The sequence below is a fragment of the Cohnella pontilimi genome (assembly GCF_005049045.1).
GTDB classification, from domain to species: Bacteria; Bacillota; Bacilli; order Paenibacillales; family Paenibacillaceae; genus Cohnella; species Cohnella pontilimi.
In genome coordinates, this window is the sequence record NZ_SUPK01000003.1 from 175825 (window position 1) to 202728 (window position 26904).

The window sequence follows — 26904 nt, forward strand, 5'->3', positions numbered from 1 at the left end:
CGGGCGATCAGCGAGGGGGCACGCGAATAGGTAGCAGAGAGCTACTTAAGGGCGGGCGATCAGCGATGGGGTACGCGAATAGGTAGCGGAGAGTTACTTAGGAGCAGGCGGTTACTGAAGAGGTACACGAACAGGTAGCGGAGAGCTACTTCTAGCAGGGGGCTACAAAAGCATCAAACAGATTTGTTAGTGAGCAAAGCCCAAGCGAAGGCGCGGGAGCCTAAGTAACTCCAACTCTCTGACTCCTTTCTCGGATCATCCGCCACTTCGCACCTTTTCTCGTTATCCCCTTCGCTCAGACGGCCGGGAGCCTTACTGCCACGCGAACCTGAGCGAAGGGGATATCGATAAAGCGACAAACTCATGATTGCACACCACAGGTTAAGCCGACGGCACCGGCTTAACGCCCACACACGAGACTGCGCAACACCCGGTTAAGCCGACGGCACCGGCTTAAAGCCCACACACGAGACTGCACACCACGGGTTAAGCCGACGGCACCGGCTTAAAGCCCACACACGAGACTGCACACCACGGGTTAAGCCGGCGGCACCCGCTTAAAGCCCTCGCACGAGACTGCACACCACGTTTTAAGCCGACGCCACCCGCTTAAAGCCCTCGCACGAGAATGCGTACCACGGGTTAAGCCGGCGGTACCGGCTTAAAGCCCACGCACGAGACTGCGTACCATGGGTTAAGCCGACGGCACCGGCTTAACGACCACGCACGAGGCTGCGCACCACCGGGATAAGCAGACGCCACCGGCTTAAACCCCTCGCGCGAGGCCGCGCTCCCAACAAAAAACAACCGGTTCCGCCCTGCGGAACCGGTTGTTTTTGCATTAAACTGCCTTGCCCCCGCCCACGATCTCTTCGATCGCGGCCAGCGTGTCGGCGGACAATTCTACGCCGGACGCCTTCACGTTTTCCTCCACTTGCTCCGGACGGCTGGCGCCAATCAAGGCGCTTGCCACGTTCGGCTGACGGAGAATCCACGCGAGTGCCAACTGGCCGGTCGTCAACCCGTTGTCTCGCGCCAACGCCGCCAGCTTCTGCACTTTGTCCAACTTTTCCTGCGTAATGCCTTTACGCACCCATTCCAGCTGTGCCGCGCGGCTGTCCGCCGGGATATTGTCGACCGAGTCGTATTTGCCGGCGAGCAAGCCTTGGGCAAGCGGCGAGAACACGATTTGGCCGATGCCTTTGGCTTCGCCGAGCGCGATGATGTCCTTCTCTATGTAGCGCTCGAAAAGGTTATACTGCGGCTGGTTGACGACAATCCGATCCAGCAAATAACGGTCGGCCACGCCGAGCGCTTCCGCCATTTGCGCGGCCGTCCATTCGCTCACGCCGGCGTACAGCACCTTGCCCTGCCGAATCAAGTCGTCGATGGCCCGCAGCGTTTCATCCACCGGAGTTTCCGGATCGAAACGGTGACAGTAATAGATGTCCACATAGTCCGTGCCCAGCCGCTTCAAGCTTGCATGCGCCTGCTCCATGACGTGTTTGCGGGACAGTCCGCGGTCGTTTGGCCCTTCTCCCATCGGCCAGAACACTTTGGTCGCGAGCACATAGCTGTCGCGCGGATACTCTTTCAAGATTGCGCCCATTACCTTCTCCGCTTCACCCCGGTGATACACGTTGGCGGTGTCGAAGCTGTTGATGCCCAACTCGTACGCTTTGCGAATCGCGGCGGCGGAACGTTCTTGTTCCACGTAGCCTCCGTACGTCAACCAGCTTCCCAGACTGATTTCACTTACCTTCAAGCCTGTGCGGCCCATGCGGCGATACTTCATTTTCGTTTCTCCTCCTTTTATGCTAGCTGTCTAACGAATTATTAAGCCCTAGGTGACATTTTAACGAATCGCATATAAAATGGAAAGGAACGAAACTTGTCTGATTTTGCCAAATGAGTCCTATTACTATGGCACCAATTTTTGCCGATATAATCTAGTACATAATGATGAAGGAGCCGACCCCCCACATGATAAGCCGCCTGTCCGTACGAAGCAAGTTGCTGACGATGCTTCTCATTCCGCTGTTGTTGTACGCCGCTACCGCCGTATATCTAATTCAAACACAAAACTCGAACATCGACAAACTTACAAAACTTTTGTATGACACCACGTACCAAACCGACTCCCTTGTGCTCAATGCCGACCGCGATATGTATCAGGCGCTCTCCGCTTACCAGACCATTCAAGCACAGCCAGCCGCTGCGGATCGCGACGCCGCCGTGAAAGACTTCAAAGAGAACGCCGCACAGGTGAATGACAGGCTGAAAAAGACGATCAACCTTCTGAATGAATACGGATTATCCGACGTCATCAAAGCAAGCAACGGAGCCACCGTCAAAGATACGATCACTCAGGTGGTCTTGAACTTCAACCAGTGGACGTTTGCAGTAACCGAACATATTGATAAAAATGAGTTCCCGGCCGACCAAGAAAAAGAATTGCTCGCAAAGTTCATGACTGCGCGAGAAGGAGTCAACCAGTTCGGCGACATTATCGATTTATATGCGACAAGCAAAGTTGACGAAATCAATAAGCAAAAAAATACGACCAGCATATCCACGCTCAGCTTTATTGTTCTTGCATCGGTCCTGCTGATCGGATTGGGATCCGTCATCATCCGTCAAATCAACCGCGTCGTGAGAGCCGTTCTGGAACGGACGCGCCGCGTTTCAGAAGGCGACCTGCAAACGCCGCCCGAAACCCGTTATCCGGAGGACGAGCTTGGCCAAATTTTGCAATCCGTCGATACGATGACCGGCAACATGCGCGAGCTGATCGGACAAATCTCGGACAACGCCCGCACGGTTGCGGCGGCCTCCGAAGAAATGTCAGTCGGAGCCCGCGAATCCGCGGCTTCCTCCGAACATGTCGCGCAGAACATCCAAGAAGTGACCTCGCTGGTCGAAGTCCAGTCCACCATTGCGGAAGAATCCGGCCGCGCTATGGAACAAATGACGATCGGCGTGCAACGGATTGCCGAAAGCACCGGCGTCATCTCGGAGCACGCCTCGCAGACGAACCGCAAAGCCGACGAAGGTCACGAAAAGCTGCTTGAATTGAAACATCAGCTGGACCAGATGACGCAATCAATCGAGGATCTGAGCCGCAGCATTACCGTGCTGAACGAGAAATCCGGCCAAATCGGAGAAATTACCGAGCGCATCACCGAGTTCGCCAATCAGACCGGCATTCTGTCGCTGAACGCCTCCATTGAGGCCGCACGCGCCGGTGAACAAGGCAGAGGCTTCGCCGTCGTTGCCGCGGAAATCCGCAAGCTCGCGGCCGGCTCCCTGGAGTCCGCTAACGTCATCAACTCCTTGATTGCCGATACCCGCAAAGAGATCAACCGGACATCGTCCCATATGCAAACGACAACGAAACAAGCGTCACAAAGTGCGGTAATCATGGAAGATGTGGCACAGGGATTCCAAACGATCGTAGAGTCCATTCAACAAGTCGCAGCGCAAATCCAAGACACATCGGCTGTGACGGAGCAAATGTCCGCCAGCTCGGAGGAAGTGTCCGCGAGCCTGGAGCAGCAGTCCAACTCCGCCCGCGAAATCGCCGGCAAAGCGCAAAACGTGGCCGCATCCACGGAAGAGCAGCTTGCATTGGTTGACAACATTGCGCGCACATCGGAACGTCTGCAAGACATCGTCGGCCAGTTGAACCGTTCGGTCGAATCGTTCAAGCTTTAATCCGAATCGCTACGAAGAACCCCGGATCTCCAGATCCGGGGTTCTCTGTTAATGCAGCGATTTTTCAAAGCAGTAATATGGCTTTTCCCGCCTGGTAAAATGAACTTCTCCACGCTTCTCATACCCGATCTTCGGATAAAAGGGGATCGCCCGGTGATTGCCGCTGTACGCGTCCAGCCGGATGGCATCATACCCCCGGTCCCGTCCGTACATTTCCGCAAACGCCATCAGCTCCCGGGCTGCACCTTGCCGCTGATAGTCCGGATGCACCGCCAACCGGTGAAGCATGAGCACTTTTCCTTCATGGCGCCAGGGCACTTCCGCGTATTCGGCGGCCTGATTTTCGTCCATCGTCAGACACCCCATCACGCCCCCCTGGTCGTTCCGCGCTACAAACAACGAGCCATCGGCACAATCCTGGCGGCTGATTTCGGGATTCGGATACGACTCGTCCCACTGATCGATTCCTCGATCCAACATATCCCGTACACAAGCCTTGAACACATCCGCCACCGCCGGCAAATCATCCTTGGACGCTTGTTCGATTCTCAATTTGGACAGCGCTCCTTTCGGTAAATTCGCGTGTTCCCACTCTATAGAAGATGGATGCGCACAATACAACGATGGCGATAACCGTGAACATGAACGCTCCGTTCGTGTGACCCAACAAATAACCCCCGGCCCATGGTCCGATAAATTGCCCCAGATTGCCGAACGTTTGCGCGCCGAAATACGTCCCTCTCATTCCCGCAGGGGCTAAGCGATCCATCAACACGCTTCCCGCGGGATAATTCAGGATCTCTCCAATTGTAAACACAATCATCGCGATGAACAACAACAGCCAGTGTCGGGAAAACGCAAACCCAAGCAACCCGGCCGCAAATAGAATGTTGCCGGCGTGAATCCCAATCAGCGGGGACCGTTTCTCGGCCCAGTGGCTGATCGGAATTTGCAGAGTAATCACGGTGATCGCATTCGCCGACATCAATGCGGCGAACAATCGAACGCTGTTTGCAAACGTCATGTCCAAATACTGCGACAACGTCACCATCACTTGAGAATAGCCGATCCCGACCGCGATAGCGCCGAGCAGAAACATTTTCAGGCAAAAATCCCGACGTGTCACTTGCCATGCCGAGCCGAGTGTAATCTTTTCTTTTTTGACACCTTCGATATTTTTGATGCCGAACGATACGAGAAGCAGATAAAGCACGGCGCCATAAGTCAAGTAGGTAAAACCCGTGATCCAAAAAGGAACCGGTCCATGGCCGACTCCGAGCCACGCGCCCAGCAGCGGACCGACCGAAACTCCGATATTGGAAGCCATGTAGCGCATCGAGAACACTTTATAACGCTTCTCCGGCACCGTTAAATCCGCCATCAAGGCTTGCGACACGGGTTCGAACCACGATTTGCACAACCCGTTTAACAAGTTGAGCAGCAAGAAAACCGCCGGCAGTTTCGCAACGGCGAATCCAATAAAGACGACAGTCCATAAAAAGAGCGCCGAGAACATGATGACCCGCCGTCCCACGCGGTCCGACAACGCGCCGCCGATGAACCCGCCGAAGGTGCCCGCGAGAGCGCCCGCCCCGGCGACAACACCGATCATCGTATAACTCATGTCGGTCGTGTTGGCCAGATACAGCGCAAGAAACGGCAAACTCATGGAAGAGCCGGTACGCCCTAAAACGTGCCCGATAAGCAGCGTGACAACGATTGGATGATAAGTCTGCGTAAAACTTCGGATGGCATTCATAGAAACACCTGCGGCTAATGAATTTTACCCTTATTCCATGACTTTCTCGTAAATCACAACCGGCCTTCCCTCGAAGCTGCTGCCGCCCTGAAGCGGCTGAAATCCTTGCTTCTTCCAAAAAGCGTGCGCCGGCGTGTTATCCGCGATGACACCGATTCGGAACGACTTGACTTTCCGCTCTCGCATGATCTCGTAAACCCACTCCAGCGCGCGGCTTGCGTAACCTTTGCCTTGCTCGGATTTCCGAATCTGAAGCAGCCCGAGCCAGGTACAACCGTCGGCAGGATTGCGCATGAGGAATCCCAACGTGCCTACGTACCGTCCGTCCGTCTCCTGGATTAAATATCTCTCGGCCCCGATTTCGGCATCGCTGCGAAGGTCTTCTTCCACTTCGTGCAATTCCAGCTTCTCTTTACCTTTGGACACTTGGTTAAAGAAAGGATCTGAATTGACGATCTCCAGCTCGACCGCCGCCAGCTCGAGTGAACTTTTTACGAAAATCATAAGTCTGCTCCTTGTGCAGCATGGTCTTTGACGTTTCACAGAGCGAAACGAAGTTTCAATATATGTATGATATTCCCATTCTACACCATCATTGAAAGATGCGCTAGGTAAATTGCCATATAACGAAATAAAGGACCCCGCCTGGTTTCCCTGGCAGAGTCCTTCGGTGCCGGCCGTGCGCGAGGCGCAGCTAGCCTGTAATTTATTCATGTCATTTTTGCGGCTTATTTTGTTGATTGATTCGTAACCGATAGGCTGCTGAACTAAATCGGCGTGTGATTACCGTGTCTCGAAGTAAGTTTCTCCAATCGAGGGGAAATCCGATCCGACCCAGTTCGATTACAGCGGCATACTCGTCAATCAGAGCTTCCAATGCTATTACAAAAGACGACCAGTCAGAGGAGGAAGGACACAGAATACCCGACACAAGAATTGACGCAAAGACTCGGGAGTTATCGATTCGAGCATTATCATCCGAATATAGTTTTGGCGTCACTGTCAGTCTCTTGTTATAAAAACGGGAATAATGTGCGCAAATGTTCCTCACAAGAGTAAGCGCCCGCAGCCAGCTTTGGAGATAGAAATCTGGAACACCATAGAAAGTTCCTGCTATCGTCTTTTCTTTCTATCTTTAGCCCTTAGATTTGAGTAAAAAATGGACAGCGTACTAAACGACATTAATTCCACAACCGACCAAATAGGTATCTTTCCAGCGTATTTTGCAACATGATGTTCAACAAATAATTCATGGCCTTTTCGAGCGTCTTCGATTGCCTTGCTCACTGTTGCAATAAACGCTTGATGCCGGGAAGGATCCTCAAAGACGTTACTGTCTTCGTAACATAAGGGTCCATATGTATGTGACATGTGGTACGCAATAGACGTTCTAGCTGAAATCTCTATGAGTTCTAAAATGCCCGAAAGAAGGTCTCGTAATTTGCGATCAAATTCGTAGACCTGAAATATCTGCTCAAAGGTTGAGCCGTTCTTAAACACATCATTTTCTTTAAAGGATAGCATGTATCCGGATAATCTATAGTAATTAATGCGCTGCAAAACCTTTAAAGCTGATTCTTCACTGTTTATGGTTAAATTCCTGCTTTTCAATAATTGAATTTGTTCTTGAAATGTTGTTGGAGGTTTAAGTGGTGGGGGGGTATCCAAAACATCCATATGAAAACCTCGAGAAATGAAAATGGCTCACCCTGGTTCGCATTGTTAAGAGGCGCGGTGAGCTCTGTTACCTGAATATTACACAATTTTGATTAAGTATGTCAAATACATTTTCTTATGGTTGAAGGAATAAAAAAGGAGGAGCCCTAAAATCGCGGGTTCCTCCTGTTTGATTACATCATGTCCATGCCGCCCATGCCGCCCATGCCCGGTGCGCCGCCGGCAGCCTTGTCTTTCTCCGGCTTGTCGGCGATGACCGCTTCGGTCGTGAGGAACATGGCTGCAACGGATGCAGCGTTTTGCAGAGCATAACGGGTAACTTTCACCGGATCGATGATGCCGGCGTCGAACATGTTGACCCACTCGCCGGTAGCGGCGTTGTAGCCCGTACCGATCGATTCTTTCTTCAGGCGCTCGACGATAACGGATCCTTCTTGTCCTGCATTCGCAGCGATCGTACGGATCGGCTCTTCCAGTGCGCGAAGCACGATGTTCACGCCTGTTTTCTCGTCGCCTTCCGCTTTCACTGCGGTAACTGCGTCAAATACGTTCACGAGTGCCGTACCGCCGCCGGAAACGATGCCTTCTTCTACTGCGGCGCGAGTTGCGTTCAGAGCGTCTTCGATGCGCAGTTTGCGCTCTTTCAGCTCGGTTTCGGTAGCCGCACCGACTTTGATAACCGCTACGCCGCCGGCCAATTTAGCCAGACGCTCTTGCAGCTTCTCGCGGTCGAAGTCGGAAGTCGTTTCTTCGATTTGTGCTTTGATTTGGCCGACACGTGCTTTGATGTCGTTCGGGTTACCCGCGCCATCGACGATGATCGTGTTTTCTTTGTTGACGCGCACTTGACGAGCGGAACCGAGTTGGTCCGGAGTCGTCGATTTCAGCTCGAGACCGAGCTCTTCCGTGATCACTTGGCCGCCGGTAAGAGCAGCGATATCTTGCAGCATTGCTTTGCGGCGGTCGCCGAAGCCCGGAGCTTTAACGGCCACGCAAGTGAATGTACCGCGCAGACGGTTAACGATCAAGGTAGCTTGCGCTTCGCCCTCAACGTCTTCCGCAATGATCAGCAGCTGTTTACCCGTCTGAACGACTTTCTCCAGCACCGGCAAAATCTCTTGGATGTTGGAAATTTTCTTGTCGGTGATTAGGATGTACGGGTTATCGAGCACAGCTTCCATTTTGTCGGTATCCGTAATCATGTAAGGGGAGACGTAGCCGCGGTCGAACTGCATCCCTTCTACGACTTCCATCTCGGTCAAAAATCCTTTGGACTCTTCGACGGTGATGACGCCGTCTTTGCCGACTTTCTCCATCGCATCGGCGATCAGCTGGCCGACTTCATCGTCCGCGGCGGAGATCGCAGCGACTTGCGCGATGTTGTTGCGGCCTTCCACTTGCTTGGAGATCGATTTCAGCTGCTCGACAGCGGCGCGAACGGCTTTGTCGATACCTTTGCGCACGACCATCGGGTTTGCGCCCGCCGTAACGTTTTTCAGGCCTTCACGGATCATGGCTTGCGCCAGAACCGTTGCCGTCGTCGTACCGTCACCGGCTACGTCGTTCGTTTTGGTGGCGACTTCTTTCACCAGTTGAGCGCCCATGTTCTCGAATGCGTCTTCGAGTTCGATTTCCTTCGCGATCGTCACACCGTCGTTGGTGATGAGCGGAGAACCGAATTTCTTCTCGAGCACGACGTTGCGGCCTTTCGGTCCGAGCGTCACTTTCACGGCATTCGCCAGGGCGTCTACCCCGCGAAGCATCGCGCGGCGCGCGTCTTCGCTGAATTTGATTTCTTTCGCCATCGTAAGTACCCTCCTTGATTTGCGTTACTTATTCATTGCATTATGTGTTCGGGCTGAAGTCATTCAGCCGATGACGGCATGAATGTCGCTTTCTTTCATAATCAAGTACTCTTTGCCTTCGTACTTGATCTCGGTTCCGGCGTATTTGGAGAACAGGACGAGGTCGCCGACTTTTACTTCCAGCGCCACACGCTGTCCGTCTTTGTTCAGGGAACCGCTGCCTACCGCTACCACTTTGCCTTCTTGCGGTTTTTCTTTCGCCGTATCCGGCAGAACGATACCGCTGGCGGTTTTCTCCTCTTTCGCGACCGCTTCGACCAGTACGCGCTCACCCAAAGGTCTGATCATGAAAATAGCCTCCTTTTGAATCGATTAAGCTGGTTGGATTTGGAGTTGTTAGCACTCAACCGAATTAAGTGCTAATAACCATTTCTTATGATACTGATTTTGAGATGGGTTTTCAAGTCCTTCGCACATAAAAATGTGGAAACATGGAAAAACGACTTCGTCGTCCAAGAGGCACTGAGAAAGTCGTTAAAAGTAAAAGACCCGCGTCAGCGCGGGTCCTCATTCCGAGCGGGCATGATTTCCATTGTAACCCATTCGGATATCGGTTAGTCATCAAGCGTTTCCTCTTCGAATGCCGCCTCGCGGGCGGACTTGGCAGCCAACCGTTTCCGATGGGCCGACACGGACAGCAGCACACTGAATTCGTAAAGCAAGATCAACGGAATCGCCACGAGAGAATCGGAGATGAAATCCGGAGGCGTGACGACGACACCGATAAAGATCAAAATGAACCAGGCCAGCCGCCGCATCTTTTTCAGAAGCTGGGGATTCAGGATGCCGATTCTCGTAAGAAACAAAATCAAGAGCGGCAGCTCGAACAGCAGGGAAATCGGGAGCAAAATGTTCAGCAAAAAGGTAAAGTATTGCGTCACGCCGTACATCTGTTCCAAGCCCATGCTTTTGGCTACTTTATCCGTAAATTGATAAGCCATGGGGAACACGACGAAATAAGAAAAAGCGAGCCCGATCAGAAACATGAGCAGGGCGTAGGGTATAAAACGAAGCGTCGCTTTGCGTTCCTTAGGACCGAGCGCCGGGCGGACGAACAACCAGAGCTGATAAAAGGTGAACGGGATCGCAGCGACGAACGAAATGACAAAAGCCAGCTTCATATAGATGCCGATGGCGTCCCACGGAGAGAACACCTTCAGCGACAAATCTTCGGAAGGAGCGGCTTGGACGAGATAATCGAACACCGGCTGCGCGAAAAACAGGCCTGCCACGAGACCTAGAACAAGAACGACAGCCGAATAAATAATGCGTTTGCGCAGCTCGCCGATATGGTCCCATATCGACATCCAGCCTTCTTGGGGCTGCGTATCGCGAAATTCTGCCATGAGAAGCCTCCTGTTCATTGTCATGCGAGACTCCCGTGCCTCACAACAAAGGCGGCTGCACGTGCAGCCGCCTAAGCTCGTTCTCCCGGTTATTCGGGAAGACGCCGTTCCGTCGCCGTTTGTTCTTTCTCTTGCAGAGAAACGTCTACGCGCTTAGCCTTACGGTCTTGATCGTCATCCATCAAGTCGTTGGCGCCTTTCTTGAATTCGCGCAGCGTGCGGCCGAACGCTCTGCCGAGCTCAGGCAGCTTGTTCGGTCCGAATAACAGCAAGGCGATAAGTACCAGCAGAATGATTCCCGATGCTCCGATACCGGACATTCGCTTTCACTCCATTCGTTATGTTTAACCGCGGTATAATCCGCCGTATCCCATCGTGATGATGTCTTCCCTTACAATGACGTCTCCGGCCAGTACCCTGGGCAGCAGCACGTCGAAGGACGTGTACGGATCGTGCATCACACAGCCCGGCAAGCCGAAGATCGGCACCCCTTCCAGATAGCCGAACAACAGCATAGAACCCGGAAGCATGGGCGTACCGTAACTGACGATATCCGCGCCGGCCGCCGCGATGGCGCCGGGCGTGCGGTCGTCGGGGTCGACGGACATGCCGCCCGACACCAATATCATATCATACCCTTGCCCCAGGAAATAGCGAATTTCCTTGACAATTGTATGTCGGTCGTCCGGCGCGAAACGCTGCTCCGCTACTTCGGAACCGAGCGATTCCAGCTTCGCCCGCACCGCAGGACCGAATTTATCGGCGATCCGGCCGGAGAACACCTCGGTGCCGGTCGTCAGCAGCCCCGCTCGCATGCGCCGCAGCGGACGCACGGCCACGGGTGCACGGCCGCCGTGTTCGTTCCGGTACTTAGCCGCAAGCCGTTCCACATCGGCGACCTTGGCCTCCGGCACAATGAGCGGGATCACGCGGGTGGCGGCCAGCGTATCGCCTTGGCGCACCACCTGATGATTGAGGATGGTGGCCAGCGCAACCTCGCCCGCCGCATTCACGGTATGCACGAAATCCGGATCGATGGCGGCAAGGCCGTTGATTTCGGACTTCAGCGACACTTTTCCTTCGTGCGGATCGCCGTATGCGACATGTTCGCCGGCCAATGCGACGGCCATCCGCAAAGCAGCGTCATCCTCGTGCAGATCGCTTGGCGCAAGATCAATAACGTAGAGATGCTCTTTGCCGATATCCTTGAGCTTCGAAATATCTTGTTCCGATATGCGGTGTCCTTTGCGAAACAGCCGTCCCTTGAACGTTCCGGGCACAATTTGCGTCAAATCGTGAGCCAGCACCAAACCGACGGCGTCCTCCACCTTGACCTCGCGCAGTACCGAGGAGCTGATGACGCTCGTCCCGTGTTCCGCCGCGGTTTCGGCTTCACGATCGGGGAACGTCATGCCTCCTGCTCCCTTCCGGCGCCGGATACTTGCCGCAGCGCCTCGGGCAGCATATCGATCACAGCCATCAAATGATCATGTACGCCCTTCGGGTCTCCGGGCAAGTTCACGATCAGCGTGCGTCCCCGGATGGCACATACCCCGCGAAACAGCATATTCGACCGAGTCCGCTGCATCGCTGAAGCGCGCATAGCTTCTGCCATGCCCGGCACGATCCGCTCGGCGACCATGAGCGTCGCCTCCGGCGTCACGTCGCGCAGCCCAAGCCCGGTGCCGCCCGTTGTGAGAATCAAATCCGCCTGATAATAATCCGCAGTCTCGATCAGCGCGGCGCGGATCTCGTCCTGCTCGTCCGGCACGACGCGATAATCGATGATCTTTCCGTGAAGCTCTTCTTCCACCAGCTCCCGTATCACCTGGGCGCTCGTATCTTCTCTTTCGCCCCGGGCTCCTTTATCGCTGGCCGACAAAAGCGCGACCTTCCAACGCATGATTCTTCCCCCCGCTCCCATGAGTTCGAAGACCTTACTCGTTCTCTGTATCGCTTGCGGTGAAATCGCCGTTATTGCCGCCGGTTTTGGACAGCAGCCGGATCGTGCCGATGATCATATCCTTCTGAATCGCTTTGCACATATCGTAGACGGTCAGAGCGGCAGCCGACACTGCGGTCAGCGCCTCCATTTCCACTCCCGTTTTTCCCGTCGTTTTCACTTCCGCCGTTACCGTCAGCTCATCTGCTCCGTTATCCGCGAACCGCACGTTCACGCCGGTCAGCGGAAGCGGATGGCACATCGGAATCCAGTCCGAGGTTCGTTTGGCGGCTTGAATGCCCGCCACCTGCGCGACCGCGAGCACATCTCCTTTGGCGACGGCACCTTCGCGTATACGCCGCAGCGTCTCCGGTGCCATCTGAATGCGGGCTTCCGCAACTGCCGTGCGCGCGGTGACCGGCTTATCGGATACGTCCACCATGGCGGCGCGGCCTTGCTCGTTAAAATGTGTCAGCTTGTCCCGCGTGCGAACCATCATTGTCCCCCTCCAGACCACCAAATAACCGTTTCTTCCGTAACCAGAGCGTCCAGTCTCAGATCGTGCGGCTCCCTTGGCAGCGGCCGCTCGGTCAGTTGGATCGACCATGCGAAGCCGATCCAGTAGATTTCCTCGTGGCCGAGAGCGCGTTGGGCGGCATAGAACCGGTCGTAATAACCGCCGCCATAACCGAGCCGGCTCCCATCCGGATGAAAAGCGAGTCCGGGAACCAGGACGACGTCCGGCGCATGCGTGACCGGCAGTGCGTCCGTCGAGGACGGATCCGGTTCCGGCACTCCCCACCGGCCCGGACGCCAGTCGCCGGGACTGCGGACTACGCGCAATTCCATGCTCCCGTTGGACATTCGGGGAGCCGCCACCGTATCGCCGAGCCGCCAACAGCTTCTTGCGAGCGGCAGCGGATCGGCTTCGGATCGGAACGCGCCATAGGCACACAAAGTGAGCTGCCGGCCCAGCCGGCTTCGTAAGGGAGCGAGTATTTCACTCTCCACATTCCGGCATAGCCGCTCCGACCATTGAACACGGGTCTCAAGCGGAACCGCGTCCCGGGCAGCGGCCATTCGCCGGCGCCATTCCGATTTGTCCATGCCGTCCGCATGGGAATCCACCGCGGTCACCCGCCTTTTGCGGACATCAGCGGTCCGTATTGAAAATGGCTGAAATATAGTTCAAGTGTACCATTTTTCCAACGTATTCGCTATGCTTAACCGAAACGAATGTTCCCCTGCGACTCCGGCACACGGGTTTTGGACGGTTTTTCGGATTTACGGTACACTTGTTCTAAAGCTTCAGCACCCACGATTAACCGTCAAACGGAGGGATTTCCTTGCTTTTGCAAGCATCCGGTATTCATAAATATTACGCGACGACCCCCATTCTTACGGGGGTATCGATCCAAATTAACGAGCGCGACCGCATCGGTCTCGTCGGCGTCAACGGCGCCGGCAAATCGACTTTTTTGCGCATTTTGGCCGGCGAACTGCAGGCGGACAACGGCTCGGTATCCAAAGCGAAAGAGCTGCGAATCGGGTACTTGGCGCAAAACGGCGGTCTGCAAGGTCATCGAACCTTAATAGAAGAAATGCGATCGGCTTTCGGCCCTCTGCTTGAGCAGGAAAAGGAGCTGCAGAAGCTCGAGTCCAGAATCGCGGATCCGCGGGAACAGGACGATGCGGTGCAGTACGCCCAGCTGCTCTCCCAATATTCCGATCGCAGCGAGCGGTTTCGCGAAGCCGGCGGATACGAGATGAACAACCGGATTCGGAGCGTGCTGCACGGCATGGGCTTCGGCGGCTTCGCTCCCGACACGCCCGTCGCTTCTTTAAGCGGCGGCCAGCGGACGAGACTCGCTCTCGCCCGGCTGCTGCTCGTTCAACCGGATTTGCTGCTGCTCGACGAACCGACCAACCATTTGGATATCGACACGCTCGGATGGCTCGAACAATATTTGCGCACGTATGCAGGCGCGATGGTCATCGTATCCCACGACCGCTATTTCCTGGATGCCACGGTCACTTCGGTCGTCGAGATCGAACGGCACACCGCCACACGTTATACGGGCAACTACAGCCGGTTCATGGAGCTGAAAGCCGCCGATTTCGCGCAAAAAGTAAAGCAGTATGAGCAGCAACGCAAAGAAATCAGCAAAATGGAAGAGTTCATTCAGCGCAATATCGTCCGTGCCTCCACCACCCGCCGCGCTCAAAGCCGCCGCAACGCGCTTGAGCGCATCGAGCGGCTGGAGAAACCCGGTTATTTGCGCGAAGCCAGTTTTTCGTTCACGACCGAGCGCCGCAGCGGCAAAGACGTTCTTCAAGTTTATGACGCCTCGGCGGCTCCTTCTCCAGACATGAAACCGTTGTTTCGCAACGTTTCCCTAGAGGTAAAAAGAGGAGAGCGCCTCGCTCTCCTCGGGCCTAACGGCGTCGGCAAAACGACGCTTCTCCGCGCTCTGGTCGGCAGCCTGGAGCTGCGGACGGGGTCCGTTCGTTGGGGAGCGGGCGTCTCACTTGGCTACTACGATCAGGAACAGCGGGAATTGACGCCTTCCAACACGGTGCTTGAAGAAGTATGGAGCGTGTACCCGCACAAGCCGGAGGCGGAGATCCGAACCGTCCTCGGCAACTTTTTGTTCAGCGGCGAGGACGTCCGCAAAACCGTCGGATCTTTAAGCGGCGGAGAGAAAGCACGCGTCGCCTTGTCCAAGCTGATGCTCAAGCAGGCGAACGTGCTGGTGCTGGACGAACCGACCAACCACCTGGACCTGATGAGCCGCGAAGTACTTGAAGGCGCGCTGGAAGAGTACGACGGCACGTTGTTGTTCGTCTCTCACGACCGCTATTTCCTGAACCGGATCGCGGACCGCATCGTCGAGCTTCAACCGGATGGCACACAGCAATATCTCGGTAACTACGACGACATGGTTCAGAAGAAGCGCGATTTGGCCGAATGGGAAACCGCGGGAAGTGCCGGGGCGTCCGGCGTCTCCGAGCCGGCGGTGCCGGCCGGCGACTACGCGGCGGAGAAGCAGGCCAAGCGTGAGGAAAGGGCGAAAGCGCGCAAACGGGAACAGGCGGAGAACGATATCGCCAGACTGGAGGCGGAAATTTCCGCCCTGGAGGAAGAGATGGCGTCACCCGGCGTCAGCACGGATTATGTGCTCCTCCGCGAAAAACAGACCGCGGCGGACGAGCTTCGAGCCAAGCTCGAAGACGCCTACGCGGCCTGGGAAGCCCTCTTGGAGGAATAATCGTCTTTCCTCAACTATCCACTTTGTTATCCACATAAGCTTGCGTCGAACACCGTCGATTGGGTTGCTTTTGTCGAAACCTGTAGACGGCATCGGCGTAAGCTTTTTTTGTTAACCGGATGTAAAGTGGATGAGTTTTCCACCGAGTTATCCACTTTATCCACAAAATATCCGTGGAAACTGTGAAAAACCCATCCCCATTTCATCATTTTGCACAACTTAGAGTCCCAACGGTTTGCCGGTTTTGTCCACATTATTCACAGGAGGTGTGGATAACTTTGTGCACACCTCCTTTTTTCGCTGTTATTGAGCTGCCACGTTCTGTGTCGGTTCGACAGAATTCCGTCCGGACAGAAGCACGCTGTTGCAAGCCGACACATAGGCTCTCGCCGCCGCCAAAATAATGTCCCGGTGAATGGCCGTGCCTCGATAACGTTCACCTTGGTACATGACCGATACGACGGCTTCGCCCGAAGCATCCTCCCCGGTGGAGAGGGAGTGCAGCTCCAAGTCCTCAAACACCGCTTCAATCGGAATCGCTTGCCGCAGGCAATGAATGACCGCTTCCAGCGGCCCTTCTCCCGCGCCCGCGAACGTTTCTTCCCCGCCGTCTTCCGCGCGGCGCACCGTGACGGATGCGATCCGGGAACGATTAGTGCCCGCGATCACCTGCAGATCCATCAGCGTGTAGGGCTCAAGAAAGCTGTCGGTGGACTCGCTGACGAGTTTCAGCAGCACGTCGTCGGTAATGATTTTCTGTTCGTCGGCTTTACTTTTGAATCGCGTATAGAGATCGTCCAGTTGTTCGTCCGCCAGTTGGATTCCGTATTCGGCGATCCGGTGTTTGATGGCATGTCTGCCGGAATGTTTGCCGAGCACGATCATGCTGCGCGGAATGCCCATGGCTTCCGGGTCCATAATCTCGTAGGTATTGCGATTCTTAAGCAGGCCGTCCTGATGGATGCCCGACTCATGTTGAAAGGCGTTACGCCCGACAATCGGCTTGTTGAAGGCGATCGGAAAATGCATCATCCGGCTCACCAGTCGGGAAGTCTCGTAAATGTGCTCCGGGTTCACGCCGGTTTCCACGCCGATCGCGTCGCCTCTGGTTTGGATGGCCATGACCAGCTCCTCGAGCGAGCAATTGCCCGCTCTCTCTCCGACGCCGTTCACGCTGACTTCAACCTGCGTGACGCCGTGGCGGATGGCGGCAAGACTGTTGGCGACGGCCAATCCCAAATCGTTGTGGCAATGGGTGCTGTAGACGACTTTATCGCCTCCTCGTACATTGTGCCGGATCCGGGAGAACAAGGGACCGAATTCCTCCGGCATGGCGTAACCCATCGTGTCGGGGATGTTGATGATCGTGGCTCCCTCTTCGATGGCCGACTCCACGACCCGGAAAAGGAATTCTTCGCTGGAACGGGACGCATCCATCGGAGAAAATTCGATTTCGTCCACGAATTGCTTACCGTAGGCCACCATATCCCGGAGCACGCGGATCACTTCGTCCTGCGATTTGCGGAGCTGGAAGTCGAGATGGATTTGTGACGAGGAAATGAACAGATGCAGCCTGCGCCGCGCGGCGTCGCGCGTGGCGGCCACAGCCGCATCGATATCCTCCTTCATGCAGCGGGCAAACCCGCAAATCTCTACATCGTGCAGCTCTCGGGAGATTTGTTGAATCGCGTTGAATTCTCCGGGGCTCGAAATGGCAAATCCGGGCTCGATTACGTCTACGCCGAGCCTTGCAAGCTGCCGGGCGATGACGACTTTCTGTTCCGGCTTCATGGATGCGCCGGGCGCCTGCTCTCCATCACGGAGAGTAGTATCAAAAATGCGGATGCGGCGTTTGGACTGCTGGTCGGTGGATCGTTGGGTTGACATAGGTTGTACCTCCTCGGATTGTGGTTTCGGAGACGGCAAAAAGCCCGCCGTCTCCCCTACTGCAAGAGACGACGGGCTTAAGCGCTAAGCCGCCGCGGTACCACTCTGCTTGGAGGGCTTCGCTTTCCGGAAGCGAAACGTTCCTCCCCCTCATACGCCTGTTCATGCCGTCCGGACGGCGTGAACCCAGCGAGCGCCCGATATCGGGGGCCGGCCGCGGCGGATTATTGTGGAAGCTGTTCAGCCGGCCTTTGGCCTGCCGCTTCGCGCCACGTTCATCCGCCTCGCTCCCGGACGAGTTCGGGTTCCCTTCGGCTGCGTCGCACCAACCCGCAGCTCTCTGATTTCCGGGCGTTACCCTACTGCTTCCGTTCATCGCGTTGTGCTTATAGGTGAGCGGGGGCAACAAAAAGCCCGCCGTCTCCATAGAAGAGACGGCGGGCATTTCAGCCGACCGCGGTACCACTCTCGTTGACGCACGAAGCGTCCACCTCAAGCCGAAAGCTCCGTTGTTTAAGCGAAACTTCCCGCACCCTGTCACGGGGGTTAACCGTATCGGCGTACTATCGTGACGGAACCTGCTGTCCGTCTCGTATTTCCACCGATCCGCTCCCAGGCGAGCTTCGGATTTCCCTCCGCTGCGTTGCACCGACCCGCAGCTCTCTGATTCCGGGCGCCATCCTACTGTTCCTGTTCTTCACGTTTTTGCCGTTATGTTCCCTCACGGGATTGGTTCTTATTATATTCACTTCAAAATATTCTGTCAATTCGTTGACTCAGTTTACATAAGCGGGCTTCTCCACGCACCCTCCATCACCCGCGCTTCTAACTCACTCTGACCGACTCCACCCTGAACGAAGGGGATAACGATAAAAGGTCAGCATACCGACACAGCGTGCAATGGCACATGAGCGAAGGGGATAGCGACAAAGGGATAAAAAAAGTCCCGGGTGCCCGGGACTCAATGAACAAACTATATCGTTTACAGACCGTACACGTCGGAGTATTTCTCTTCGAAGTAGTCGACCAGGTAGTCCGGGTTCAGCGGTTCGCCCGTGACGCGTTCGATGAGCTCCGAAGGTTGATAGAGGCTGCCGTACTGGTGGATGTTCTCGCGCAGCCATTCGCGGATTTTGGAGAATTCGCCGGCGCGGATGATGTCGTAAAAGTCCGGGAATTGCTTCAGAATCGTTCGGCGGATTTGCGCCGCGTACAGGTTGCCGAGCGAATAGGTCGGGAAATAGCCGAAATTTCCGTACGACCAGTGCACGTCCTGAAGCACGCCAAGCGTATCCGTCGGAGGTTCGACGCCGAGGTACTCGCGCATTTTTTCGTTCCACAGTCTCGGCAAATCCTTCACTTCCAGCGTACCCTCGACCAGCCCTTTTTCGATCTCGTAACGAATCATGATGTGCAGGTTGTAAGTCAGTTCATCGGCTTCCACGCGAATGAAGGAAGGCTGCACGATGTTAACGGAACGGTAAAAATCCCGAACGGATACGTTGTCGAATTTGCCGGGGAAGAAGTTCTTGTAGTCTGCCAAGTAACGCTCCCAGAACGCCTCGCTGCGGCCGACCATATTTTCGAGGAAGCGGGATTGGGATTCATGGATGCCGAGTGACACCCCGCCGCTGATGACCGAACCCTCGTAGTCGGGATTGACGCCTTGCTCGTAAAGAGCATGACCGGCTTCGTGAATGGTGGCGAACAGCGAGCTTTTGGGGTCGTCCTCAAAATAGCGGGTTGTAATCCGCACGTCGCCCACGTTGATCGTGATCGCGAACGGATGAGCCGTGACATCCAGGCGTCCGGCTTCGAGATCGTAGCCGAGAGACGGCAGCAGATGCAGGTTAAACTTCTCCTGCTGCGCCACGTCGAAGTTGCCTTCGAACACGTCGCGCGGCTCGTTCCCCGAATTGCGGATGCGCTCCAGCAATTGAACGGTTCTCTCCCGCAGCTTGCTGAAAATCCGGTCGAGCTGCTCCACGGTCAAGCCCGGCTCATAGTCGTCGAGCAACGCGTCGTAAGGATGCTTCTCATAGCCGTACAGCTCCGCGTACTGACGCACCAACTCTACCGTGCGCTCTAGGGTGGGGCGGAATTTTTCGAAGTTGTTTTCTGCTCTTGCTTCTTCCCACACCGTGCGCGCGTTGGCCGTGTGGATCGTGAATTCTTTGTGCAGCTTCTCGGGAATTTTTTTGTTTTTGTCGTAGCTGCGCTTGTATTCACGAACGGCCGCCTTCACCGATTCCTCCAGATGCTGCTGAACGTCAGGCTGCGTAAGCGCATTCAAAAGCTCGCCCATCCGGTCCGACGTTCCGAGCCGGAACAGCTCCGTGGACAGCGTGCCGCGCACCTTCGCGAAATAAGCTTTGCCTTTCTTCGGCGCCATGACCTGCTGGTCCCAGCCCGCCAAACCGAGGATGTCCGAATAGTGAGTCATCGTCTCGTCGAGCTCTTTGAATTCCCGGACGACCTGCTCCAATTTCTCAAGGCTGTCAACTACGCTCATTTTCATCATCCTTTGCCGCAGATTTCTACAAATCTATGATACCGGATGATCGGTCGGTTTTAAACAAAAAAGAAACGACAAAAACCGACCGAAGTCGGGGCATCTGGTTGGGAGAGGAAGAGCCGAAGGCAAAGTCCCGGTGGGTCAGCGCGAAGTCCTGGTGGATCAGCGCACAGTCCCGATGAGTCAGCGCAAAGTCCTGGTGGTCACGCGCAGTCCCGGATCCCTCACCTGCCATAAGTCAGCGAGTTACTTCCCTACAGACCAATCTTCTAAGGAGAAAACGGGCTCCGCTTTCAGTTCGAGCGACGTAAACTCTCCCCGCCGCCATTTCAAGTCGGCAGCAGCCCCGATCATCGCTGCATTATCGGTACACAGTGACAGCGGCGGGATAAGCAATGGCACACCGCTCTCCTCACAAAGCCGTGTCAACCTCTCCCGCAATCCGCGGTTCGCCGCTACGCCGCCGCACAGCAGCATCTGCCGCACGCCGAACTCGCGGGCCGCGCGCATCGCTTTGCCGGTGACGACGTCGATGACCGACTCCTGAAATCCTTTGGCCAAGGAGGCGAAAGAAGGCGATTCGCCTTTCATGCGGGCGCGGTTGATCTCCGCCAGTACAGCAGACTTCAAGCCGCTGAAGCTGAAATCGTAGGAATCCGGCTCCAGCCAAGCCCTCGGCAGCTCGATTTCATCGTCGGCTTCGTGTGCCAGTTTATCGACGTAAGGACCGCCGGGATACGGAAAGTTGAGCGCCCGCGCCACTTTGTCGTACGCCTCGCCCACCGCGTCATCCCGCGTTCTGCCGAGAATGCGGAACACGCCCTCGCTTTCCAGCAGCACGATCTCGGTATGGCCCCCTGACACGACAAGTGCCAGCGCAGGATACACGATTTCGCCGATCAGCCGATTGGCGTATATATGTCCGGCAATATGGTGCGTACCAATGAGCGGCACATCCAGCGCCATCGATAAGCTTTTGGCCGCTACGACGCCGACCAGCAGCGCCCCGACGAGACCCGGCCCCTGTGTTACGGCTACCGCATCCACCTGGTCCAAGCCGATGCCGGCCGTGCGAACCGCCTCCTCGAGAATGACGGTGATGCTCTCCACATGTTTGCGCGAAGCGATCTCCGGTACGACGCCGCCGAAGCGGCGGTGCGTCTCGATCTGGCTCGATATGATGTTGGATAAAATGTCCCGCCCGTTCCGAAGCACCGCAACCGACGTCTCGTCGCAGCTGGTCTCGATGGCGAGCAAATGATAAGGCCGCTCCGAATTCGCCGAATTCGAAACCTGCGGCGTTCCGTTCATTCTTGTTCTCCTTCCGGGCTTTCGGCGGCGCCTGCCGCTTCTTCTGCCCCCGCAGCCAGCTCCGCCCACATGATCAGAGCGTCCTCGCGGTTATCCGAATAATAACCCGGCCGTAATCCGGACGGCTGGAAACCGAGCTTGCGGTACAGGGATTGAGCTGTCTCGTTCGATACGCGAACCTCCAGCGTCATGCGCCGGGCACCCAGCCAAACCGCAGTTCTCATCAATTCACGCAACAGCCGCTCTCCGAGGCCCATGCCCCGAAAACGCTCTTGTACGGCAATGTTGGTAACATGCGCTTCGTCCACGATGATCCACATGCCGCCGTAACCTAAAATGACACCCTCCCACTCCATCACCATGTAGCGAGCGAACAAATTTTGCGTCAACTCCGTGCGGAACGCTTCCTCAGACCATGGAGAGGTGAACGATTCCCGCTCGATCTGTACGATCTGGCCGATATCGTCGAGCGTCATACTCCGGAACACCGGATTGATCGCGTCCGATGGCCGTATTCTCGATTCTTTCATGCTATTCCCTCCGGGCAGCTGCCTGCAGCTTCGCTTCCGCTTCCGCCAGCTGGGTGTAATTCGGGACGAAGGTATGGACATCGTCCTTCTCACCCCGTCCATGCCGCAGCATGGCCAAGCTGCCAACCGCACCCGCTTCCATGGCGAAAGGTATTGCGCGCACCGGGACGCCGCCGGCCGTATCGGTCGAAACAAGCGCGAGTTCATGTACGGTCGTGTCGCCGACGAACCAGATTTCCGAGACGTCGCCGAGCGTTGCGGCTTCATTGCGAAGCAGGAGGGCCCACTCCGCCGCCATCCGGATTTCATCCGCATCCAGCGTTTGCCAGTGGCCTGCCGAATCCGCGGTGTATCGTGACGTATACACCTGTCCCCGCCGCGCATCCATCACCGGTACGACCCACACTTTGCCGCCGGGCTTATCACTTGATTGCCAAGCTCCGAGAGCCAGCGCTTCCAGGCTGGAGACGCCGATCAGCGGCTTGTTCCAGGTCCAGGCGAGCGTTTTGCCCGCCGTTACGGCAATACGGACCCCCGTGTACGAGCCGGGGCCTTGTCCGACCGCCACGACATCCACGTTTTCCGGCTTCAGACCGCACTGCTCCAGCAAACGTTTCATTTCCGCGACTACGTGAACCGAGTGATTGCGCTCGGTAAACAACTGCGAAGAGGCCTCCACCGCGCCGTTACGCAGAACGGCAGCCGCAAATACGGCAGTAGAGCTGTCAAAGGCAAGCACCGTGACCGGAGAGGACGCCGGCGCTGCGGATTTATAAGTCATTATGGCGTATCCTCCTCCGGGGCCAGCCCCATTTCCCGGCACCAAGCCGCATATTGTTCGCCGACCGGACGGCACCGCAATCGCCGCGAAGTCGGACCGGTATACTCCAGTAAGAGATGCAGCCGTTCCGCCGGCAGCAACGGTTCGATCAGAGACGCCCACTCGACTAGCGTCACGCCTTCCCCGTGAAAATACTCGTCCAGTCCCAGCTCGTCCGCCTCGGGAAGCGACAGCCGGTATACGTCCATATGGTAAAAAGGCAGCCGTCCGCCTTCATATTCCTTGATAATCGTAAAAGTAGGGCTGTTGACGACACCCGGGACGCCGAGCGCCGCCGCGAATGCTTGGGCAAACCGGGTTTTCCCCGCGCCGAGATCCCCGTCCAGCGCCAGCACGGTGCCGGTTCCCGCCCTGCCGGCCAACTCCGCGGCAAATGCCGCCGTATCCGCCTCGCTATTCACTTCGCGCACATACCACATCGGACGGTCGTTCGTCGCCTGATCCATCGCCGCTATCCCTTCGCAAAATGATTATAGCCTCGTTTGGCCAGAGGCTTTCGTAAGCCGCGCTCTGTCTCCAGCTCCACGCCGGGCGGCCCTTCTTCGGTTTCTCCGATCACGAAAAGGGGGATTCCCTCCTGCCGGAAAACTTCCCTCATTGCCGCCTCATCCTCACCATTCGCCGTTCCGAGCAGCACGTAATCTTCTCCGCCGTACAACATCCAGTCCAGCGGGTCCACACGGCAATCGGCCGCATACGAAGCCAATTCGCCGGACAAAGGCAGGCTTGCTTCTTTCAGCACAAGTCGCACACCCGAAGCTTCGGCGATTTCCCACGCCTCGCTGGCTAACCCGTCGCTCACGTCGTTGAGCGACTTGCCCCAGCCGCGTTCCAGCAACAGTCTGCCGGCTTTTACGGAGGGAGCAGGCCGACGGTGAGCGCGGATCAGCCGCTCCGGAGGCTTCGGCCTAGCGGTGTCGGAAGGCAGCATGCCGTGCAGCCCTCCTGCCGACAGCCCGACCGGTCCGGTCACGAACACAATGTGCCCTGCTCGGGCACCCGCGCGTGTAATGGCACGGCCGGCCTCGACCGTACCGAATACGGTCACCGCTACGACCAAATCGGAAGGCGCGGCGGTCGTATCGCCGCCGACTACGGCAACACTGTACCGCTCCGCACACTCATAGAAACCGTCATATAAGGACTTCATCCGGTTGAAATCCCAAGCGGGCGGAACACTCACCGAAATAAGGGCATGGGCGGGAATCCCGCCCATTGCCGCAATATCGCTGATGTTGGAAGCCAGCGCTTTGTAGCCGACATCGGCATCTTCCATCGTTTCGCTCCGAAAGTGGATTTGTTCCACCATCGTATCGACGGCTAGCAGCCATTCAATTCCTGCAGGAGCTCCGACGACCGCTGTGTCGTCTCCGATGCCGAGACGGACGCCTGAGGCTAACAAGAAATCCGCCGTTTGGCGGCTTTCCGTCCACAGTCGGATCCGCTCAAATTCGTCCGGTAACGGCACGGCCGGCTCCCCTTTTCCCCAGTTTGTCCTTATTATATCGGGGTGTGTGCAAACATGCAAAACCCGCCCGGACTATGCCGGACGGGTACGTTGCGGGAAAGAGCTTCTTATTGTAAGGAGCCGAACTGCCCGCCGAGCGAAGAGGTCATGCCCTGTTGGCCTGCGCCGTAAGGACCTTGGCCGTCCGGACCAAATTGCGTGCCGCCCGCGGATGTGATGGCACCGGAAGCTCCCATGCCGCCCATCGATCCCATGGAACCCATTCCGCCCATGGAACTCATACCGCCCATCGATCCCATCGAGCTCATGCCCGACTGGCCTGCGCCGCCCATCATGCCGCCCATCGATCCCATCGAGCTCATGCCGCCCATCGATCCCATCGAGCTCATGCCGCCCATCGATCCCATCGAACCCATGCCGCCCATCGATCCCATCGAACCCATGCCGCCCATCGATCCCATCGAGCTCATGCCCTGTTGGCCTGCGCCGCCCATCATGCCGAATTGCGTGGAATGGCCTCCGTTGGCTTCACCGTAATTACCGGTTCCCAGCATGGAAGAGCTCAGGCTTTGCTGCGATTGGCCGTAAGGTCCTTGACCGTCCGGACCGAATTGAGCCCCGCCTGCCGACGTCATCGATCCCATCCCGGATTGCCCGAAAGCGCCGAATTGGGCGCCGCCGCCCAGCGAGCTCGTCATGCCGGATTGGCCGTAGGAGCCGTATTGTCCTGCTCCGCCCATCATGCCGAACTGCGTGGAACGGCCTCCGTTGGCTTCGCCGTAGTTACCGGTTCCGAGCATGGAAGAGCTCAGGCTTTGCTGGGATTGACCGTAAGGCCCTTGACCATTAGGACCGAATTGCGCGCCGCCGCCCATCGAGCTCGTCATGCCGGATTGACCGTAAGAACCGATTTGTCCAGCTCCGCCCATGCCGAATTGCGTGGAACGGCCTCCGTTCGCTTCGCCGTATTGTCCGGTTCCCATGACGGAGGACTGGTTTGACTGGTATTGCTGCCCGTAAGGCCCTTGGCCGTTAGGACCGAATTGCGCGCCGCCGCCCATCGAGCTCGTCATGCCGGATTGGCCGAAGGAACCCGATTGTCCGAATGCGCCCGCTTGACCCATGGAGCCCATAGCGCCCATGGCACCGAGTTGTCCCGTTTGACCGCCTTGCTGAAACATGTTCATCTGTCGACACAGCCCTTCGATTTGATTTAGTTGTTGAATAGCAATTTCATGTACGCGGATCATGTTCTGAATCGTCTGAGCCGTTTGCCGTTCTCTCCGGGCCAGACTTTCCAGCTGCGCCTCATAATAAAGTCACCGATACACCTCCTCCTAGATGGGTTTTTTTCCAACATCCGCTAGTGTTGTTTGGCAAAACCCGGATTATGCATCCAAAATGAAAAAAATCCCCTTCCCGGAGGAAGGGGTTCTGCAGCATCATTTCGCCTTAGTCCTCGCGATCTACGCCGGAACCGTCTACGCCCGCGGCAACCTTGATCGGAGCGTAAATGTCGTACTCGAAAAAGTCGATTTTGTCTGCCGGAATTTCGAACGGATTGACCGGTTGGAGGGGGTTCATTTCGTACCCTAGCGAGCCTTCGCTCATGTCCCTTTCATACGGACCGGTTCGGAACCATTCGGACAAAAAGCTGTACGTTTCCCACATCCGGTCGCGATCGCCTTTGACGGCAATTTTGGCGAACTTGCGGGGCGGAATCGTAATCTGCTCCAGTCCCGGCGGGAGCGAATCGAAGCCCGTGACTTCAACGCCCACCCACAGCATGATCACTTCGGTTTCCCACTGCCACTCCGGAATGAACACGAGCCCATGGTGCCGGTCCGCCACAGCCGGGTGACCTTCCATCTTGGCCGTCACTTCCTTCCAAGCCTCCCGCACTTTGTGTCCGTCCCGCGGAATTCGGATGACAGCCGCCTTCATTTCCGGCCTTTCGACGATGGTTACTTGCATCACAACCCATCCTTTCGATTTTCCGGATGATTCTGCGCGACCATGATGATGTTCCCGTCTTCGTCCCGGATGTTAAAGTAAGAGACCGGTTCCAGCCGTACAATTCCGTGCATAATCTCAAATCCGAGCTCCGTCGCTTCCCGCGCGGCCTTATCGATATTAGAGGTGCCTATTTTAAACAGAACCGGACCTTTCGCCGGAACCGGCACTTCGTCCATCCCGTTCGAGTCGAGCATCAAATGGGTGCCGTTATCAAAATGGAACATATGGAGATGCCCGAGCCGGTCCTCCTGCCGCACTTCAAGCCCCATAAGCTTGGAATAGCGATCCACCGCGCGCTCCAGATTCCTCACCCACAAAATCACGGAATCGATATGCGGGCTGATGGTGCGATGCGCCGGGTTGCCGTCGACCCCGCCGAACGCCAAATGGTACCCGTCCGGGTCGGCGACGATAAATTCTTTCCACGGTCCGCCGTCCGCGTAGACGACAGGCTCCCGCGCGATAACGGCTCCCTTCGCTTGAAACTCGCGGTACAGTTCATCCAGAGCCGTCCAGTTCTCCACATAGGCGTAAACGTCCACGCCCGTGTCCGATCCTGGCTCCGGCGGGTTTGGCCGCACGGCCGACGGTTCCGGCGCCTGCAGAAGCTTTAGGGCAAGTGCCTGCAATCCATCACGCTCCGCCCACCAATCCGTCACGTCGAACCCGAGTACTTCCCGGTAATACCGCTGCGAACGTGCCAGATCCGATACCATGAATACCGTTAAAGAGCTGCCGATCCGTTTCCCCATCTCCGCCCATTC

Annotated in this window: 26 protein-coding genes and 1 other annotated feature; of the genes, 2 read left to right on the top strand and 24 right to left on the bottom strand. The window is 56.4% G+C overall.

Annotated features, from left to right (window positions below):
- Nucleotides 1-841: 841 nt before the first annotated feature.
- Complete coding sequence (locus E5161_RS07640) at nucleotides 842-1795, bottom strand: aldo/keto reductase family protein (protein WP_136777127.1); 954 nt, start codon at nucleotides 1793-1795, stop codon at nucleotides 842-844.
- Between the two features lie 188 nt (nucleotides 1796-1983).
- Here E5161_RS07640 and E5161_RS07645 point away from each other — a divergent pair, with 188 nt between their 5' ends.
- Complete coding sequence (locus tag E5161_RS07645; protein WP_169306613.1) at nucleotides 1984-3714, top strand: methyl-accepting chemotaxis protein; 1731 nt, start codon at nucleotides 1984-1986, stop codon at nucleotides 3712-3714.
- Nucleotides 3715-3762: 48 nt separating this feature from the next.
- Here E5161_RS07645 and E5161_RS07650 read toward each other — a convergent pair whose 3' ends face one another.
- The 13 genes from E5161_RS07650 to E5161_RS07705 form a co-directional block, all read right to left on the bottom strand.
- Complete coding sequence (locus E5161_RS07650; RefSeq protein ID WP_136777129.1) at nucleotides 3763-4266, bottom strand: GNAT family N-acetyltransferase; 504 nt, start codon at nucleotides 4264-4266, stop codon at nucleotides 3763-3765.
- Nucleotides 4238-5473: an MDR family MFS transporter gene (locus tag E5161_RS07655; protein WP_136777130.1), complete on the bottom strand. Its 1236-nt coding sequence runs from the start codon at nucleotides 5471-5473 to the stop codon at nucleotides 4238-4240. The genes E5161_RS07650 and E5161_RS07655 overlap by 29 nt, the downstream gene beginning before the upstream one ends.
- A 30-nt stretch (nucleotides 5474-5503) precedes the next feature.
- Nucleotides 5504-5977 carry a GNAT family N-acetyltransferase gene (locus E5161_RS07660; protein ID WP_169306614.1) on the bottom strand — a complete coding sequence of 158 codons (474 nt, stop codon included), beginning with the start codon at nucleotides 5975-5977 and terminating at the stop codon, nucleotides 5504-5506.
- 211 nt (nucleotides 5978-6188) lie between these two features.
- Nucleotides 6189-6590, bottom strand: coding sequence for an Abi family protein (locus tag E5161_RS21390; RefSeq protein ID WP_211246717.1), 402 nt, complete (start codon nucleotides 6588-6590; stop codon nucleotides 6189-6191).
- Entirely contained in the window at nucleotides 6587-7150 is a 564-nt protein-coding gene (locus tag E5161_RS21280; RefSeq protein ID WP_211246708.1) for an Abi family protein, read from the bottom strand. The genes E5161_RS21390 and E5161_RS21280 overlap by 4 nt, the downstream gene beginning before the upstream one ends.
- Nucleotides 7151-7323: 173 nt before the next feature.
- On the bottom strand, nucleotides 7324-8955 hold the full coding sequence (gene groL, locus E5161_RS07670) for a chaperonin GroEL (RefSeq protein ID WP_136777132.1): 1632 nt from the start codon (nucleotides 8953-8955) through the stop codon (nucleotides 7324-7326).
- A gap of 63 nt (nucleotides 8956-9018) precedes the next feature.
- Nucleotides 9019-9303 carry a co-chaperone GroES gene (gene groES, locus E5161_RS07675; protein ID WP_136777133.1) on the bottom strand — a complete coding sequence of 95 codons (285 nt, stop codon included), beginning with the start codon at nucleotides 9301-9303 and terminating at the stop codon, nucleotides 9019-9021.
- Between the two features lie 266 nt (nucleotides 9304-9569).
- The gene (gene tatC, locus E5161_RS07680; protein ID WP_211246709.1) at nucleotides 9570-10361 is read right to left on the bottom strand and encodes a twin-arginine translocase subunit TatC; all 792 of its coding nucleotides are present in this window, start codon (nucleotides 10359-10361) and stop codon (nucleotides 9570-9572) included.
- 89 nt (nucleotides 10362-10450) lie between these two features.
- Nucleotides 10451-10681 (bottom strand): twin-arginine translocase TatA/TatE family subunit, encoded by a 231-nt coding sequence (locus E5161_RS07685; protein ID WP_136777134.1) that lies wholly within the window; start codon nucleotides 10679-10681, stop codon nucleotides 10451-10453.
- A gap of 24 nt (nucleotides 10682-10705) precedes the next feature.
- The gene (locus tag E5161_RS07690; RefSeq protein WP_136777135.1) at nucleotides 10706-11773 is read right to left on the bottom strand and encodes a molybdopterin-binding protein; all 1068 of its coding nucleotides are present in this window, start codon (nucleotides 11771-11773) and stop codon (nucleotides 10706-10708) included.
- On the bottom strand, nucleotides 11770-12264 hold the full coding sequence (locus E5161_RS07695; protein WP_136777136.1) for a MogA/MoaB family molybdenum cofactor biosynthesis protein: 495 nt from the start codon (nucleotides 12262-12264) through the stop codon (nucleotides 11770-11772). The genes E5161_RS07690 and E5161_RS07695 overlap by 4 nt, the downstream gene beginning before the upstream one ends.
- Before the next feature lie 34 nt (nucleotides 12265-12298).
- On the bottom strand, nucleotides 12299-12802 hold the full coding sequence (gene moaC, locus E5161_RS07700) for a cyclic pyranopterin monophosphate synthase MoaC (RefSeq protein ID WP_136777137.1): 504 nt from the start codon (nucleotides 12800-12802) through the stop codon (nucleotides 12299-12301).
- On the bottom strand, nucleotides 12799-13431 hold the full coding sequence (locus tag E5161_RS07705; RefSeq protein ID WP_136777138.1) for a 5-formyltetrahydrofolate cyclo-ligase: 633 nt from the start codon (nucleotides 13429-13431) through the stop codon (nucleotides 12799-12801). Before E5161_RS07705 ends, moaC begins: the two co-directional genes overlap by 4 nt.
- Before the next feature lie 218 nt (nucleotides 13432-13649).
- Here E5161_RS07705 and E5161_RS07710 point away from each other — a divergent pair, with 218 nt between their 5' ends.
- The gene (locus tag E5161_RS07710) at nucleotides 13650-15572 is read left to right on the top strand and encodes an ABC-F family ATP-binding cassette domain-containing protein (RefSeq protein WP_136777139.1); all 1923 of its coding nucleotides are present in this window, start codon (nucleotides 13650-13652) and stop codon (nucleotides 15570-15572) included.
- A 303-nt stretch (nucleotides 15573-15875) separates the two neighbouring features.
- On the opposite strand, the gene E5161_RS07715 is transcribed toward E5161_RS07710, so the two are convergent.
- The 10 genes from E5161_RS07715 to E5161_RS07760 form a co-directional block, all read right to left on the bottom strand.
- Nucleotides 15876-17459 carry a 2-isopropylmalate synthase gene (locus tag E5161_RS07715; protein WP_136777140.1) on the bottom strand — a complete coding sequence of 528 codons (1584 nt, stop codon included), beginning with the start codon at nucleotides 17457-17459 and terminating at the stop codon, nucleotides 15876-15878.
- Between the two features lie 427 nt (nucleotides 17460-17886).
- Nucleotides 17887-18166: a binding site (T-box leader), on the bottom strand.
- Nucleotides 18167-18441: 275 nt separating this feature from the next.
- Nucleotides 18442-19971, bottom strand: a complete 1530-nt coding sequence (locus E5161_RS07720; RefSeq protein ID WP_136777141.1) for a carboxypeptidase M32 — start codon at nucleotides 19969-19971, stop codon at nucleotides 18442-18444.
- Nucleotides 19972-20220: 249 nt separating this feature from the next.
- A complete protein-coding gene (gene tsaD / locus E5161_RS07725) occupies nucleotides 20221-21285 on the bottom strand; it encodes a tRNA (adenosine(37)-N6)-threonylcarbamoyltransferase complex transferase subunit TsaD (RefSeq protein WP_136777142.1) in 1065 nt (354 codons plus the stop codon).
- Complete coding sequence (gene rimI / locus E5161_RS07730; protein WP_136777143.1) at nucleotides 21282-21815, bottom strand: ribosomal protein S18-alanine N-acetyltransferase; 534 nt, start codon at nucleotides 21813-21815, stop codon at nucleotides 21282-21284. The genes tsaD and rimI overlap by 4 nt, the downstream gene beginning before the upstream one ends.
- Nucleotide 21816: 1 nt before the next feature.
- Nucleotides 21817-22596: a tRNA (adenosine(37)-N6)-threonylcarbamoyltransferase complex dimerization subunit type 1 TsaB gene (gene tsaB, locus E5161_RS07735; protein WP_136777144.1), complete on the bottom strand. Its 780-nt coding sequence runs from the start codon at nucleotides 22594-22596 to the stop codon at nucleotides 21817-21819.
- Nucleotides 22596-23102: a tRNA (adenosine(37)-N6)-threonylcarbamoyltransferase complex ATPase subunit type 1 TsaE gene (tsaE, locus tag E5161_RS07740; protein ID WP_246042143.1), complete on the bottom strand. Its 507-nt coding sequence runs from the start codon at nucleotides 23100-23102 to the stop codon at nucleotides 22596-22598. The genes tsaB and tsaE overlap by 1 nt, the downstream gene beginning before the upstream one ends.
- Nucleotides 23103-23107: 5 nt before the next feature.
- A complete protein-coding gene (gene thiL / locus E5161_RS07745) occupies nucleotides 23108-24124 on the bottom strand; it encodes a thiamine-phosphate kinase (RefSeq protein ID WP_136777145.1) in 1017 nt (338 codons plus the stop codon).
- Nucleotides 24125-24231: 107 nt separating this feature from the next.
- Nucleotides 24232-25311 carry a hypothetical protein gene (locus E5161_RS07750; RefSeq protein ID WP_136777146.1) on the bottom strand — a complete coding sequence of 360 codons (1080 nt, stop codon included), beginning with the start codon at nucleotides 25309-25311 and terminating at the stop codon, nucleotides 24232-24234.
- Between the two features lie 265 nt (nucleotides 25312-25576).
- Nucleotides 25577-26098, bottom strand: a complete 522-nt coding sequence (locus tag E5161_RS07755; RefSeq protein WP_136777147.1) for a GyrI-like domain-containing protein — start codon at nucleotides 26096-26098, stop codon at nucleotides 25577-25579.
- Entirely contained in the window at nucleotides 26098-26892 is a 795-nt protein-coding gene (locus E5161_RS07760) for a VOC family protein (protein WP_136777148.1), read from the bottom strand. The genes E5161_RS07755 and E5161_RS07760 overlap by 1 nt, the downstream gene beginning before the upstream one ends.
- Nucleotides 26893-26904 lie beyond the last annotated feature (12 nt).